Source organism: Exiguobacterium sp. s57 (assembly GCF_018617685.1).
GTDB lineage: Bacteria > Bacillota > Bacilli > Exiguobacteriales > Exiguobacteriaceae > Exiguobacterium > Exiguobacterium marinum.
Map to the genome: position 1 here is coordinate 71,600 of NZ_JACSKR010000007.1, position 14,697 is coordinate 86,296.

Below are 14,697 nucleotides of genomic sequence, written 5' to 3' on the forward strand. Positions count from 1 at the left end.
TCGTATGGTTCCTCCTTTTTCATTTATTTGACCTTACTCATTCACTTCATTTGATTCTATTTGACGAAGTCTTTGTTCAATTTTGAATTCAAATTCATTTAGTGTTCGATCTACAATTCTATTTGCTGCATTTTCAACTTTGTCGAGATTTGGGATAGGGAAATCAAATCCTATAATTTGATCTCGCGATAAATCATTCCATCCCCCAATATAAGCTGTTACTTCTGCTCTTCGCATCATCTTATTTAATAAGTCATAAAATATGTTCGTCTCCGCTGCAACAAAGTACCTACCATCATTAATGGTTAAGAAAGGCTTCCCGGCCTTTGATTTTCCGTAACGAATATTTTTCACTGTGACCTCTTTTTTAATCACAGCATTATGCGCTTGGCACATGAGATTATGTGCACCTTCTAACACTTTCTGATTATTCATTCCGATCTCGGGTTGATCGAGTAGCTCTTTTCTCAATGCTTGAACAGCTCGCTTTTTTAAATGGAGCTCAGGTAAAACATTCTCTTCTTGTATAAGCTGTATATGTAAGTCTTGTTTATATGTATTGAATAAATACTTCAGTACATTTGATTCCATTTGATTCACTTTCTCGTCAAAGAAACCGGGTAAATAATAATCGTGAAGTTTAAATTCGACATGGGTTGTACTGAATTGTTTTGGAACTAGCTCCATGAACGGGATTTGATGCTCAATATAATAGGCTCGCTTTTCAGGTTCAATTTGATGACTTACGAATATCTCAAAACAAATACTATTTTGCAGTTCCTCATTCGCTGCAAACACATCCACGATATAAGGTCCTACTTTTCTCTCGATTTCTCCAATCTCCGGAAAATAACCGTAGTATTCCAAAATATCATAAAGTTGTATCGTTCCTTCATTTTGAATGGGTATCATTTCGCTCAAATCTTTTAGTACTTTAGAGTGATCACTCCATAAAAATTGAAATTCGACGTTTAATGTACTTGATCCACTAATCAAATCTGCAAGGTAATGCTTTGCATGAAAATGTAGTATCGTTTCTTGTGATGCGGAACAATTTGAGTGCGCTGCATGTGCAAAATGATGTTCGCGTGCTTCGCCTTTTTTAAACAGAACTTGCTCATTGCAAAATGGACATGTATACAATTTATCGCGGTCATGCACCTCTGAAATATGAAAGAGTCGTGATCCGTTCTTTGCATAACTCAACTTAATCATTTAATATGTATCCTCCAAATCGATGATAAGTATAATTTTACCTTTTTCACGAGGGAAACCCTTTATTTTTTTCGTCTTAGGTTCATAGTATTTCGAGTTTATAATGGGATACATGCGGTATGGTATACTAAAAAAAAATGACGTGGAGTGAATAGGATATGGCCTCAAACGAAACAAAAGTAAAATCATTTCGTGTCTCTGAAGAAGTGACAGAACATATTCAACGTTTAATGCAAGAACGACAACTAACGACGAATCAATTATTTGAAGAATTCATTCAATTAGCTGATAAACAATCACCTGACCCATTAATCGACGAAGAAAATGGTGTACTTGAAACTACACTTAATCAGATTACTTCACTCTTTCAAGAACGAGCGCTTCGCTTAGAGAAGCAACAAAAAGAAACTCAACGCATGACAATTCAATATACTGAAACGATACGTGAACTTGAAGACAGTGTTGTGAAGGAAAGTGAAGACCTTCATCGAGAATATGAAGCTAAAGTCATGCAACACCAGGAAGAACTAGAACAACTTCAACAACAATTGGACCAACTACATACAGATAAACAAAACTTACTAAATGCACTAGAGACTGAGAAACAATCAGCGAAAGAAGAGTTGAAGGTTCATAAAAAGACGATCTTTGATTTGGAAGGGTCTATTCGAAAATTAGAAGAGAGTCAAAAACAATTAAATCGTCAAAACCAAAGTTTAATGGATGCTGTAGATGAATTAAAAAGCAAAACACGTCGGAGTGAACAACTCGAAGAAGAGAATCAAAAACTTCACTTAGAAGTGCAACTTCTTCGACGTGAAAAAGAAGCGTTTGAACATCGACTACAAGAACAGGTAGAGCTTGCTGTTCTTCGGGAACGAAACCTTCAACAGAATAATTCTTAATAAAAAAGGGACGAAGAGAAGACGCATATTGACGACTTCTTCGTCCCTTTCCATCTATACAGTTATTCGAAATATCGTTCCCACTCTTGAGGAATACCTAACTGCTTATAATCAATAAAGGCTGCGTATGTGTCTAAAAGGTAAGTAATCTTATCTACAAATACGTTCCGCTCGTTTGAAGTCAACAGTTTTGAAATGATAAAGAACACAATAAAGATTCGTTCATTTGAAAGTTCTTTTTTAACGTTCGCAAATACTTGAGTGTAATCAACGCTGTTAAAATCCCTTATATCAACGTATTAAAAATCCCTCAAATTAACGGATAATGATTCTGACAACCTGAAAATGGAGTGTGAGACATGATCCGAAGTGAGGGATTTTTTATGATTCGTGAGTTAAGAAGCAAAGGATGGACAATCAGAGCCATCTCTGACGAGACGGGATATGATCCTAAGACAATCCGAAAGTATTTGAAGATGGAAAATGCACCTACGAAAGTGAAGCGGAAAAAGAGGAAAGGAAAACTCGAACCCTACGAAGACTACATAAACGAACGTATCAAAGAAGGTACAACCAATTGCGAGATTCTGTTCGATGAGATTCAAAAGCTAGGCTATGAAGGGAAAATGACGATTCTGAGAGAGTACGTGAGACCTTACAGACTTCAGCCTAAAAAGCAGGCTACCGTCAGGTTTGAAATGCCGCCTGGACGACAGGGACAGATGGATTGGAGTGATGTCGGGACGTATGAAGTAGAAGGTGAAATGCGTATGGTGTATGCCTTCTCCATCATCCTCGGGTATTCAAGGATGCGATACATCGAGTTCACGACCGACATGACGCTGGAGACTCTGATGAAGTGCCATATGAATGCGTTCGCCTTCTTCAATGGCGTACCGCAACAGATTCTCTATGACAACATGAAAACTGCGGTCATCAGCCACAATCCAAACGGTATCAAGTTCAATCAGAAGTTCGAAGATTTCTTGGCCTATTATGGGATTACGCCGAAGGCGTGCAAGCCACGACGGGCACAGACGAAAGGGAAGATCGAGCGCTCATTCGGCTATATGAAACAAAACTTTTTCAAACGACGTATCGGAAAGACATTGGAACAATTGAATCGTGACGTCCTGGAGTGGCTACAAAACACGGCCAATAAAAAGAAAAACGATACGACGAAAGAGTCACCTGAAAAACGCTTCGAGGTTGAACAGACTTTCCTAGCACCAGGACATTTGAAGCCGCATTATCCGGTCCATCGCTGGGAAACACGTCAAGTAAGCAAAGACTGTTTTGTGTCCTACCAAGGACGACAGTATTCAGTTCCGTTCCGGTTCGTCGGACAGCATGTACGAATTAGAATCACCCTTGACCATCATCTCGAGGTCTACGCTGATGGCGAACAAATCGCCCAACACCCGATTGCCTCCGGGAATTTGAAGTATCAATTAAATTTAGAGCATTACAAAGGATTAGAAACGACTCAAAAAGGTTTGCCGACCCGTCGTCTCCAGCCCGATATTCCTGAAGTGGAACGTCGTTCCCTTCAAGTGTACGAACAGTTCGAAAGGAGCGATTACGAATGAACACGGACCTTCTCACTGAACGCTTAGAAAAAATTGGATGGCAATTGTCGGCCAACCAGCTTGAAGGAATCCTTGAAGATTCCTCCAAGAATAATGTAGCATATTCGGACTTTCTAAACAGTATTCTGATGACGGAAATCGAACACCGTGAGTCAACAGAGCTATCGAAACGAATAAAACGTGCCAGACTCCCCTATTTTAAGACGCTAGAAGACTTCGACTTTGCGTTTCAGCCGAGCATCAATGAAAAGCGCGTCAGGGAGGTGATGACCTGTCGGTTCATCGATAACGGATTCAATGTATTATTATTGGGCCCGCCGGGGGTTGGGAAGACACACTTGGCGATTTCAATCGCTGCAGAAGCTGTCACGAAAGGTTATCGGACTTCGTTCATTACCGCAAACGATTTTGTCGAGGAGTGTCAAAAAGCAGAGAAATCTGGCCTTCTTCCTCGTATCATCAAAAGGTACTGTCGATCCGAGCTACTCATTCTAGATGAAATCGGTTATTTTCCGTTCGACCCCATCAGTGCGAATGCGTTGTTTCAAATCATCTCGAAGAGATATGAGAGAGGCTCGATCATCCTGACTTCAAACAAGTCATATATTGAATGGGGAAAAATATTTGGTGACGAGGTTTTGGCAACCGCAATTTTAGATCGCCTTCTTCATCATGCGACCACTTTTAACATTCGAGGAGATTCATATCGGATGAGGGAAAAGAAACGGGCCGGCATCCAGCCGACCCGTGTCGATAGTTTCCAAGAGTAACCTGTAAAAAAGAGATTTTTAATCCGTTATTAAGAGGGAATTCTAAACCGCTGTTGACACTTGAGGTCGAATCGTTAACGTTTTACCATATAACCGCCCATGGTGTGCACAGATATTCCGAATCATCGTTAACGTATATAACCAGCTTTCAATGTATTTAAAATCCATCGAATAGTGTTCTTTAGAAATCGTTTGCTTGTCTTGATTATGTAAATTCTTAAACATCATGGAGAGTGTCGAAAAGGACAGGACTTCAATGGCTACCCATATCGGGAAATTACTTTGATATTTTGTATGATGATGCTTCACAAAGAGTTCCCGCTCATTTTCTTTAAGTGAACGCTCGAGATTAGTCAAAAACTTAGCATGATACGTTTCATTTTTAAAGTGCATAGGGTCTTTGTAAGCAACTGCACCATACGTATGCGCATGATAATAAGCGATATGAGCGCGAAACGCAGTTTCAATACTTTCAATTGCATCTAGCAACAAAAGTCTCAGTTCTTTATCGAATTCGTACAACTTTAAAATATGTTCAAATGAAATTCCAGACTTAAATTGATCTACTTTATCACTCGTCTTCAGTGTTAAGCCGTATGCGGTCAAACGATAGTAATTGATCCGTTTAAGTACTTCTATAGCTTTTTGTTCATTTTCAATATGCAGACCGCGCTCTTTTAAAATAGATACTTGTTCTTCGTATGTTTTTGGTACTTTTAACTGGTTAGGCTCCATAGAATCCATGTCCTTGCCCCCATTTGTATAAAAAAAAATGACCCACCGTGGTCCGCATTGTGAAGAGGCGTGGTGGGTTCTGTTACAAATAATATAACAAATCCACGATATATTGTCTATTTCTTAGGTTGTCTCAGGATTCATTCAAATACTTATTTAAGGCTCGACGAATAATTTCATCTTCAGATACATGTTCTTTTTTAGCAGCTTGTGTTAATTCAACATATAATGGATCCGTTAAATCTGAAAATCGAATATGGACCTTCATAGGTTTTATAGTGGGAGAATCAGCTTCAATGACGCGCTGCTCTTGACGCTCGATCAACATACGCTTCACTTCACGCAATTCTTCACGTGTCACTTCATAAACTGTTTTGTCCCCATTTGCTGTGTAATGTTTCTTACTCTCAAGTAATGCGAGCTTTGGATCTTCCGGCCATGACAAGAGTTCCGCTAACTTGGTCGCACTGAAATCTTGATCGATTGTTTTCCCTAAATGCTCTGAACCGACTATATCCTAAAATGAAACGAAGAGACTGACATAAGGGTTTGCTTCGAATCTTCTTTAAAAAACTTTGCACGTTTCATGTTCTTTTCGGAACTTTTTTGATTTTAGATTACAGAATAAACTGTTCTCATAGGCAAATATATAACATTTTTGAAAATATTGTCGCTTAAATCACATCGATAGTTTATTTGATAAGTCATACTATATATACTGGACTCTCTTCCTCACATATGGAATGAAAAAAGGCTCTGAATTTAGTAAGACAATTTGAACTAAGAACCACCCGAAAAAACATCTCCTCTTACTCAGTATCAACCTTGACATGTCGCTCTAACGCTTTGATAAATTCTTTATACTTATATTTACTCAATTTAATAATTTCACTAGATTTTTTTAAGCTAATATTGTAAGACTTCATATATGGATCTTTTTCAACATTTTTCACATCTTTCAAAGAGACGAGATAAGATTTATGAGTCCGGAACAGCTCAGGATTATTTAAAGAATTCTCTAACTCTGTCAGAGAACATACGGTTTCAAGGACTTCACCACATCTCATATGTATCACGCATTTTTTTTCTTCCTTTTCTATGAATAAGATGTCGCTTATCTCGACAACTGTCTTTAACCCTTGATTTTTTAGGAGCAGCTCTCCTCTATTCAAATCAGAGAATTCACAGTTCAAACCAGGGTCAATCATCATAGGGGGGAGAGGACAATCTCCCACAAATCCACAATCATCATGAATCTTGACGACAGTGATTAATTTTATCGGTGAGGACGTCTCAAAAGAGTATACTTTTCTTTGAAAACCGTCCTTCACATTTAGATTTTCTATATCAAATTCAATCCAAACCAAACATTCTTGAGGAATATTCTTACCTCGTCTCTGTTCTTCCTTTAACGCGATTTCCTCCATGAATCTTCTGGACATAGGTTCCCCCACAGAGAATATACTGTTAAAAACACGTTCTACCTCTTGTGACGTCACGTCGCCTTTCGCTTCGGTGACGACTTGAATTCTGACTTTCATGTCTACCTCAGCTCTCTAGTAAAATAAAAAAGGACCTACATAATGTAAAGTCCCTTTTCTGTTTTATCAGTTTTCGTTACTTACTAACTCAGTCTTCAAGTTCTTTGTGCTTATCTTCTTAGAAAACGGTACAAATATAATCAGCACCACGGAAATCAAAAAGACGGATACGGCTCCTATAAGAAGGAAATCGACTTGAATCTTTCCTGGATCGATTATAGACAAAATCAGTGAAACTGTTATTCCTGAGACAATCCCAAGCATTATCCCGCTTATAACGAAAAGCATTATTTGTACCATAATCAACTTGCCTAATTCTTTCGAAGTCAAAGATATCGCTCTCAGAATCCCATACTCTTTCCTTTTTGTGCTAATGTAATTTATCAATGAATTACATAATCCCATCAACACACTTAACACCATGACGATGATTGCGATCACGAACACGAACCACCTTTGAACAAATTGTTTGTTCGCTTCATCGAGAGAAGCGCTTAATGTGTTCACTTGTAGAGTTGGATAGTCACTGATGAGTTCCTTTAGAACTTGTGTCGTCATTTCAGAATCTTTTTCGTCGATGAACAATTTATTGAAGTTGACTTGCTCGGCATAAATTTCGTTCTTATTGTCAAAATACATGTCCCCATTGGTAATGTCCGCCACACCGATGACTTGATAGGGTTTATCGAACAGAACCTCTTGGGCTTCCACAGAATATTTCCCCATATCGATACTATCGCCTTTGGATACATTATATTTCTTGGAGAATTGCTCAGAAATCACTACGGCTTGTTTATAGTCAGAGGACTCATCTAACTCTACTCCGAATATGTTCATCCTCTTGAGGTCCGTGGTGACATAATCGACGGACTCGGAATGATTGTCGCTCGTGAACACTTCAGCACTATTGACTGTGCTAGTGAAGTTGATTTTTTCATTCGAGAGCCTACGCTCCACTCTGTCTATCAACTCATAGGGGTCAAGTTCGGTCCCCTCGATTATCCTACTTTTCAGTAGGATTTCCGTCGGATATTGATCGTTAATATACTGATACTGATTTTGTTTTATGGTGTTGAGCATAGTCGAGCCCAAGACCACCACTACCATTAAGATATTTACAATCAGTATCAAAAATGTATTCTTCTTTACCTGAGGGATTATGTTCTTAATCGCCACGTAAACAACATTGCCCATGACCTTTCTTAAAAATGGCCCTGTCACATTTAAAATTTTCGTCAAATAAGTCGGTAATCCCATATAAAGAGCAATGAGGAAGAACACGATGGCCAGTAGCACTAGAGGAATTTTTTTGGTCTGCTCTTCGACCAAAACCACACTGACCACCATGCATGAGATACTCACAATCCAAAGGATGCGAAGAACGATTTTATTAAACCTTCTTTCTTTGAAGTCAACCTCATAATTCTTTTTCATCACGTTCAAGGGCAAAACCTTACTGTTTCTATACGCCGAGATACCCATAATGGCTTGGATTACCGAACCACTCAAGAAGCCGACTAGGATTGCGTTGAGCAGACTGTAGTTCGCTTCATACGATTCTATGGAAAGCAATGTCATCAGCGTATCTTGGAAATACGTGTTCATCAATGCCGACAAAGCAATCGAGAGAATGGTCCCCACTAGAATTATGGCGCCGGATTGTATGGAAAAGATGGTAAACAACTGTTTAGTGCTCGCGCCGATTGTTCTCATTATCGAAAGTTGATATCTGTACTTTCTGATAAATACATCGAAATTAGATATGAGGATGAATGCCGATACGATTAAAATCAATGCAGATATAATCATTATGTAATTATTCATCGATTGAAATCCGCCGCTCAAAAGCTCTTCGCTTTCAGCGATTTCGACCCTCGTGTCGCTTGTCATATTGGTCAAATAATTAGCGAACTTCAAATTATCTGTCCCAGTTTTGGTTTTGATGAGGATATACGTGGCTTCGGCCGCCCTGCTTTCCCGCGCCATGTGTTCCTTCAGATCATCGTAACTCAGAATGACAGTGTCAGTCACGACACCGGTTGATGTGGCATCTTTCAGCACCTCGAGGACAATGTAGTCCTCACCCTGTATTGACAACCTTTCTCCCTCTTCGACGCCGAGCGCTCTCGCCAACCCCTCGTTAACGATGACCTGTTTTTCACGTAGGTCTTTCGTGAAATGGTAGCGGCTCTTTGACAGAGGGTCATTTTTAACGCCTATAGAGTAAACGTCCGCATTTGATTTGCTCGTCTCCAACGGCAGGTTGAAAATCAGTACCGGGGATATATCTTCGACCTTTGAATCGTTCTGTAATCGCTCAATATATTCTTTATCAATAACTTTATTTGAGCCTGACTCATAACCCACTGAAATATCCATGTCACCATAAATCTGTTTAATGTCATTCATCACCGCTTCTTTTGAGTTCAAGGTGAAGAGGACCATCGTGATGACGAGTGAAATAGAAATCACTACACTCGCTATTGAAGTGAATGCTATCATCGGACTACGTCGATATAAACCGTAGGAGATTTTTAATAGGTTTTTAAAGTCTTTCATCGCCCTGAAATCTCCAAGATTCTTTCGAACTTCTCCAATATAGGCTTCATATCGCCTTTGGATACCTGATGGTCCACAATCTTCCCGTCATGAAAATATAAAATTTTATCAGCGAAGGAAGCGACTTTTGGATCATGGGTCACCAAAATTATACTGGTCTTAAACTCTTGGTTTAAGTCTGATAATAAATGCAGAATCTCATTCGATGTGTTGAAATCTAAATTTCCTGTCGGTTCGTCAGCAAGAATAATCGGCGGATTGGTAATCAACGCACGTGCGATTGCCACCCTCTGTTGCTGCCCCCCGGATAGTTCGGTAGGTCTATGTGTAGACCACTGCGATAGATTGACCCGTTCCAACATATCTTTGACTTTCTGGCTGATATCCCAAGTGGAAAGGCCATTCAACATCAATGGAAGGGAAACGTTCTCGTAGACCGTCAGATCATTCAATAAATTGAACGATTGAAATATAAACCCAATATTATTTTTCCTATAAATCGTGGCCTCTGGTTCTTCAAAGGATTTTTTTTTGCTCTCTCCCTTGAGAAAAATTGTACCTTTCGTAGGTGAATCGAGGGCCCCTAAAATGTTCAACATGGTACTTTTTCCGGAACCGCTCGTCCCCATTATCACCAGAAACTCTCCCTCTCTCATTTCAAAAGACACATTATTCAACGCTTTGACTATATGTGGCCCCCGTTGAAATTCTTTTGTTATGTTATCAACTCTTAAAAGAGTGTCCATGTTCGCTCGCTCCTTACGCATTCATTTCCTCTTTATACCATTCGGCCTGCGCCTCATACATCTCGTAAAAGAATCCTCTCAACGCTATCAATTCATCGAAAGACCCTTCCTCCACAATCGCCCCGTCATCCATCACAATAATCCTGTCAGCAAATTTAGTCGGACCCAATCTGTGCGAGATGGTGATAGATGTATGACTGCTCGATATTTCTTGGAACAATTTAAAGACCTTCACTTCAGAGATCGGATCGATCGCTGCAGTCGGTTCGTCTAGTATGAATAGGTCGGCATCTTTGAACCGTGCCCTGGCTATAGCTATTCTTTGCCATTCTCCCCCAGACAGGTCGATCCCGTAGGGAAGTTCTTTAGTCAAATACGTCTGTAGGGAGTGTTTTGTATCCCTCAATCTCTCCGAGAGTTCCACATCCGACAATAATCGATGCAATTCGTTCTCATCGTCGATGTTCTGTACGTTGCCAAAACCGACGTTCTCTTGGATGGAGTACTTATATTTATAAAAGTCTTGGAAGACTATAGAAATCTTTTTAAAGAGGCTCTTTTCAGAAACATCGTCGTATTTGATTCCATTGACAGTTATCTCGCCGGATGAAACATTGTATAATCCAGTTAAACATTTTATTAGAGTACTTTTACCAGAACCATTGTAACCCACAATAGATATAGATTCACCCTTATTTATAGATAAATTAACATTTCTTATCGCAAACCTGTCTTCTTCTGGATATTTGAAGGAAACATTTTTTAACTGAATCGAGTTGATTTCTTTAATGTCTTTTTTATCGGAGCCAATATTTTTCACTTTGTACTCTAAGACGTCCAGTAAGGCGTTATTGAAGATTGCGGCCTCATAGATAGAACCTAGGTTTCCTCCGGCCGAACCGAACAAACCTTGCACGGTTGTCACGGCGCCAAGCAGCGCCACATAATCGCCGATGCTCAACGTGCCCTTCGAAATCTGGTTGACAAGTAATACGGATACGAGCATGCTGGACAATTGTAAAAACAAAACTGCGAAAGACTTGGCTTTGGCTTCCCATCCTGCCAGTTTCAATGTATGGCTTTGAATCTCACCATAAAGATTACTCCATTTGTCTAGTAAGTAATCTCCCAATCCGAATATCTTTATTTCTGTTAATGCGTTTTTAGTCGAGAACAGCTTATCTGTGAAATCCAGTTCCCGACTGGCGGGCGATGTGGTCATATTCATTTTGTAACTTCTCTGTTTAGTGATGAAGATGACAATTATTCCTGGGAGGGTCGACAAGAACAACGCTATCGGCATGCTCCAATGAATACTCATCAACAATCCAAAGATACCTAAAAGCGATAATAAGTTTTTCCCTATCCCGAAAGTGTTATCGACCACCATGATACCGTTACGACTGATCGCAGAATTCGCCAGGTTCAAATTATCGAAGAATTTACTTTCCTCGTACTTTTCCATAGGCACTTCAACCTGTTTCTTTATGAGCAGTCTCTTAAGAACAAAGTTCACAGTTTGAGAGATTCGTACGAAAATGTATTCATCGACGTTCGTGAGCACCGCTGAGGTGTATTGCACGGCAAACGTTATTCCCAATAGAATCAAAACCGTGTTTAAAATCAACTCATCGCTTCCGATCTTAGAAATGCTGTCCATGGTGTACTTGTTCAAAGCGATCAGTATCGGTGGGATGATGGACGTTAAAAGAGCTATCACAAAATATAAAACGAAACTCTTGGGATGCTCAGAGATTATTAACTTCAAGAAATATTTCTGTGACTCGATAAATCTATTGGGTTTCTTAGTTTTTTTTCCATTCATAGCTCTTCTCATCCCTCACGAAAGATAGTCGACCAGGTTATATTTAGATAGATAACCTCTTTTAGACACATTGTTATTTGCATCGAATTGCATGACAAATGGAAAGGTGTTCACATTAAGGAGGTTCATTAAATCGTTTTCTTTCATATAATACATTTTCAAGTCAAGCATGTTCTTTTGGTTTTCTTTGGAACTATTCTCGGTATATGTGGCTATAAAGTTGATTCTTTCTACATACTCTGCTTTGAAATGATGCAATGAGTTCATCATTTCTTGACAACTTGTACAGTCACCGTCCACAAAGAAGACTGTTTTATTATCTGTTAGAATATTTTTGAACTCTTCGTTCTCCCCGTTCATCTTAAGCACTCTTACGTCAGGGACCGATACGCCCTCTCTCAGGCCACTTTTGACTTCTTTGACTGTTCTACCACGTCTCATCAAGCCAAACAATAGCGAAAAATTAATTAAAAACACTATCAGTATGATCACGCTACTTTGAAGTAACATTAGTTTCACACCATCCTCGGATCAACTTTTTCCTTATCATCGTCTTCAAAATCGATTACAGTCCGAACCAAAAAAATGGTCGCGGTATAAATGAAAATCAGAGTGGCCAGGAAAGTGGACATTTCTATAGAATCGAGATAAGCCGACAACTTGTGATCACTCACTATGAACAGGTTAGGCAATAGGCTCACTAACATGAAAGAGGTTTGCGCGACCCCTCCCAGACCCAGTTTGGTTTTCATGACATTCCCGAAGCAATGACAGGCCTGTTCCTCCTCCGCTATCAAACCCCGTATATTCATAAAAATGAATATAGAAATCGTCGATACACCGACAATATTCAAAATCAGTGAGGGATAATACATAAAAATGCTTATTCCCAAGAACAATTCATAGAAAGGGAACAGCACTCCGATGATCTTATTAAATTTTTTATCGAATAGGTCCATCGTCACGATGGATTCTATCGACTTCTTATAACTAAACATCTTTGATAGAGCAGATATCACGAAAACCAATCCTATCGAACAACTAAAAACCAACTGAATCATGTTCCACACCTCACATTCTTACCTCAATAGCATACAAAAGAATCACCAAGATGCACATCGAAAGGTTGTAGGCGAAATGAACCAAGCTTGGCTTTGGAGGAACATTACTACCGAAGCATCCGCAATTTTTTTGATGACTCTTGCCCAGGTTCACAAACAGCATCCAAATATATGTTCCATGGAGTAGCGTGCAAACGACTATTGAAAATAATAGATTAAGGTTTGATATCAATGATAACGCCAACATCACTTCTAGACTTACCAAAAAAGAAACTAGGATTTTAGTCTCGGAAACGATTGAGTATTCTTCAAGCGCTATATAAAAATCGAAAATTTTTCTTGTTTTTCCAACCGAGTTCTTCAAAAAATACAGACCAATCAATATAGAAATCCCGTGAACCACCATTTTGTATCATCCCTCTGTTGAAATCGTTTTGTCTATGAACCTCAGTACCTCTCCACCATCTTGCGCCTGCTCAATTTCTGAAAAATAGATCATTTTTTTATACTTTCCGTTCTCTCCGTCATATTCATAGAGTGCGGGTATGGATTGCACCTGCAACTCATCAAATAGTCTTCTATTGTCGGAAGAATCGACTTCTAAAATTTTCAGTATCTTTAATTCTCTTTCTTTGATGAGAAAATCATTATTCATATCCATAAATAAATTTACTTCATCGTATAAAAATCTCTCGTTCACCAACAAAAGAAATTTATAGGATGAAGTGTGATCGATGACATCAGACATGTCCTCTGAAACGTCATGTTTTAGAAAACAAATAATTTTTTTCAATTTCCTGTTAGTGAACAAAAACACGGCGATTGTTATTGATAATATGAAGATATATGCTGTGAAAACCATCAGGTCCCTGCCCTTCCATTGGCGACGAAATTTCATCGGCTTGATACAACAATGCTGTGTGCAAAGTAGTTGTCATATCATTTTTTTAAACTATATGTGACTCTAATTAGCAAGTATGTGATTCTGAACTACATGCTTTAGCATATTGGCACTGATAAACCTGTTTATAGCCAGCCAGCCAACCGATAAGTACTTGTTTACGTTTTGTCGTCCAGTATGCATCTGTTTTATCAAGTGTGATATTTTCAACACCCCAACCACAAGCACCTTTGATTACTTCATTGCTCGATCCACATTCCACTAACGATACTCTTGAGTATTTTTCCATTTGCTATTTCCCCTTTTTCATGAAACTACCTCGCACACATTATTGTTGTATCAAGCTCGATTGAATCAACTATGTTTATGCAACCAAAATTCAACCGATATCAATGACCAAAACCTATCATCTACAGGTAAACCGTTTCTCCATCTGGACAAGTCTGATAACCATTTCTCGTAAGAAACCAGGTTCAATTCCTTGGACACCTTGCCGATGCTTAAAACCTGAAATACTTCTGTCCAATTAGCCCTTAAACTTTTGTATGTATGGGCCACATGCTGTGTCTTGTTCTCTCTGGACAATATCTCGTCAGTCAACTTCCCTTTCATGCTCTCCCTTAAAATTAATTTCTTCTTCGATCCGTCGAACATCAACTCTCCGGGAATTTTAAAGATAAATTCTACGAGCTCTCTATCCAGGAAGGGATATTGAAAATCTGTGCCGGTGTATCCGCCGATTACCCTATCCGTGTATAAATGAGATTTAGCTTGAGCCATCTGAACGTACAATTCTTTCTTACTCGCCCTTTTAATTCTTTCGAGTTTAGATTTTAGTTCTTTGTACTTC

General features: G+C 39.1%; 16 protein-coding genes. 3 read left to right on the forward strand and 13 right to left on the reverse strand.

What is annotated here, in order from left to right; all coding sequences use genetic code 11:
* Positions 1-33: 33 nt before the first annotated feature.
* Positions 34-1,215, reverse strand: a complete 1,182-nt coding sequence (locus KNO98_RS13795) for a competence protein CoiA family protein (protein WP_214701435.1) — start codon at positions 1,213-1,215, stop codon at positions 34-36.
* Positions 1,216-1,373: 158 nt separating this feature from the next.
* Here KNO98_RS13795 and KNO98_RS13800 point away from each other — a divergent pair, with 158 nt between their 5' ends.
* The 3 genes from KNO98_RS13800 (at position 1,374) to istB (ending at position 4,479) form a co-directional block, all read left to right on the forward strand.
* Positions 1,374-2,120, forward strand: coding sequence for a hypothetical protein (locus tag KNO98_RS13800; RefSeq protein ID WP_214701437.1), 747 nt, complete (start codon positions 1,374-1,376; stop codon positions 2,118-2,120).
* 359 nt (positions 2,121-2,479) lie between these two features.
* Positions 2,480-3,709, forward strand: a complete 1,230-nt coding sequence (gene istA, locus KNO98_RS13805; RefSeq protein WP_214701440.1) for an IS21 family transposase — start codon at positions 2,480-2,482, stop codon at positions 3,707-3,709.
* Positions 3,706-4,479: an IS21-like element helper ATPase IstB gene (gene istB / locus KNO98_RS13810; RefSeq protein ID WP_214701441.1), complete on the forward strand. Its 774-nt coding sequence runs from the start codon at positions 3,706-3,708 to the stop codon at positions 4,477-4,479. The genes istA and istB overlap by 4 nt, the downstream gene beginning before the upstream one ends.
* Before the next feature lie 42 nt (positions 4,480-4,521).
* On the opposite strand, the gene KNO98_RS13815 is transcribed toward istB, so the two are convergent.
* From KNO98_RS13815 to KNO98_RS13865, 12 genes are all read right to left on the reverse strand, one after another.
* Positions 4,522-5,223 (reverse strand): Abi family protein, encoded by a 702-nt coding sequence (locus KNO98_RS13815; RefSeq protein WP_214701442.1) that lies wholly within the window; start codon positions 5,221-5,223, stop codon positions 4,522-4,524.
* 124 nt (positions 5,224-5,347) lie between these two features.
* Positions 5,348-5,659: a hypothetical protein gene (locus KNO98_RS13820; protein ID WP_214701443.1), complete on the reverse strand. Its 312-nt coding sequence runs from the start codon at positions 5,657-5,659 to the stop codon at positions 5,348-5,350.
* Positions 5,660-6,023: 364 nt separating this feature from the next.
* Complete coding sequence (locus KNO98_RS13825; RefSeq protein WP_214701444.1) at positions 6,024-6,755, reverse strand: LytTR family DNA-binding domain-containing protein; 732 nt, start codon at positions 6,753-6,755, stop codon at positions 6,024-6,026.
* Positions 6,756-6,821: 66 nt separating this feature from the next.
* A complete protein-coding gene (locus tag KNO98_RS13830; RefSeq protein ID WP_214701445.1) occupies positions 6,822-9,314 on the reverse strand; it encodes an FtsX-like permease family protein in 2,493 nt (830 codons plus the stop codon).
* Positions 9,311-10,060: an ABC transporter ATP-binding protein gene (locus KNO98_RS13835; RefSeq protein WP_214701447.1), complete on the reverse strand. Its 750-nt coding sequence runs from the start codon at positions 10,058-10,060 to the stop codon at positions 9,311-9,313. Before KNO98_RS13835 ends, KNO98_RS13830 begins: the two co-directional genes overlap by 4 nt.
* A 13-nt stretch (positions 10,061-10,073) precedes the next feature.
* On the reverse strand, positions 10,074-11,885 hold the full coding sequence (locus KNO98_RS13840; RefSeq protein ID WP_214701448.1) for an ABC transporter ATP-binding protein: 1,812 nt from the start codon (positions 11,883-11,885) through the stop codon (positions 10,074-10,076).
* Between the two features lie 15 nt (positions 11,886-11,900).
* The gene (locus KNO98_RS13845) at positions 11,901-12,395 is read right to left on the reverse strand and encodes a hypothetical protein (RefSeq protein WP_214701450.1); all 495 of its coding nucleotides are present in this window, start codon (positions 12,393-12,395) and stop codon (positions 11,901-11,903) included.
* A 5-nt stretch (positions 12,396-12,400) separates the two neighbouring features.
* The gene (locus KNO98_RS13850) at positions 12,401-12,946 is read right to left on the reverse strand and encodes a MauE/DoxX family redox-associated membrane protein (RefSeq protein ID WP_214701452.1); all 546 of its coding nucleotides are present in this window, start codon (positions 12,944-12,946) and stop codon (positions 12,401-12,403) included.
* A gap of 10 nt (positions 12,947-12,956) precedes the next feature.
* Complete coding sequence (locus KNO98_RS14870) at positions 12,957-13,352, reverse strand: MauE/DoxX family redox-associated membrane protein (protein ID WP_371742828.1); 396 nt, start codon at positions 13,350-13,352, stop codon at positions 12,957-12,959.
* Positions 13,353-13,358: 6 nt separating this feature from the next.
* Positions 13,359-13,694, reverse strand: a complete 336-nt coding sequence (locus KNO98_RS13855) for a hypothetical protein (RefSeq protein ID WP_214701453.1) — start codon at positions 13,692-13,694, stop codon at positions 13,359-13,361.
* A gap of 220 nt (positions 13,695-13,914) precedes the next feature.
* Positions 13,915-14,136: a hypothetical protein gene (locus KNO98_RS13860; protein WP_214701455.1), complete on the reverse strand. Its 222-nt coding sequence runs from the start codon at positions 14,134-14,136 to the stop codon at positions 13,915-13,917.
* A gap of 65 nt (positions 14,137-14,201) precedes the next feature.
* Positions 14,202-14,697: asparagine synthase-related protein (locus KNO98_RS13865; protein WP_251130034.1), on the reverse strand; the 496-nt coding region annotated here is incomplete at its 5' end.

Bases quoted from the DNA above. Each gene is read 5' to 3' on its own strand.
- KNO98_RS13830 (WP_214701445.1), bottom strand. From the start codon at position 9,314: ATGAAAGACTTTAAAAACCTATTAAAAATCTCCTACGGTTTATATCGA.
- KNO98_RS13850 (WP_214701452.1), bottom strand. From the start codon at position 12,946: ATGATTCAGTTGGTTTTTAGTTGTTCGATAGGATTGGTTTTCGTGATA.
- KNO98_RS13815 (WP_214701442.1), bottom strand. From the start codon at position 5,223: ATGGATTCTATGGAGCCTAACCAGTTAAAAGTACCAAAAACATACGAA.
- KNO98_RS13800 (WP_214701437.1), top strand. From the start codon at position 1,374: ATGGCCTCAAACGAAACAAAAGTAAAATCATTTCGTGTCTCTGAAGAA.
- KNO98_RS13840 (WP_214701448.1), bottom strand. From the start codon at position 11,885: ATGAATGGAAAAAAAACTAAGAAACCCAATAGATTTATCGAGTCACAG.
- KNO98_RS13795 (WP_214701435.1), bottom strand. From the start codon at position 1,215: ATGATTAAGTTGAGTTATGCAAAGAACGGATCACGACTCTTTCATATT.
- istB (WP_214701441.1), top strand. From the start codon at position 3,706: ATGAACACGGACCTTCTCACTGAACGCTTAGAAAAAATTGGATGGCAA.
- istA (WP_214701440.1), top strand. From the start codon at position 2,480: ATGATCCGAAGTGAGGGATTTTTTATGATTCGTGAGTTAAGAAGCAAA.
- KNO98_RS13855 (WP_214701453.1), bottom strand. From the start codon at position 13,694: ATGTCTGATGTCATCGATCACACTTCATCCTATAAATTTCTTTTGTTG.
- KNO98_RS13835 (WP_214701447.1), bottom strand. From the start codon at position 10,060: ATGGACACTCTTTTAAGAGTTGATAACATAACAAAAGAATTTCAACGG.
- KNO98_RS13825 (WP_214701444.1), bottom strand. From the start codon at position 6,755: ATGAAAGTCAGAATTCAAGTCGTCACCGAAGCGAAAGGCGACGTGACG.
- KNO98_RS13860 (WP_214701455.1), bottom strand. From the start codon at position 14,136: ATGGAAAAATACTCAAGAGTATCGTTAGTGGAATGTGGATCGAGCAAT.
- KNO98_RS14870 (WP_371742828.1), bottom strand. From the start codon at position 13,352: ATGGTGGTTCACGGGATTTCTATATTGATTGGTCTGTATTTTTTGAAG.
- KNO98_RS13845 (WP_214701450.1), bottom strand. From the start codon at position 12,395: ATGTTACTTCAAAGTAGCGTGATCATACTGATAGTGTTTTTAATTAAT.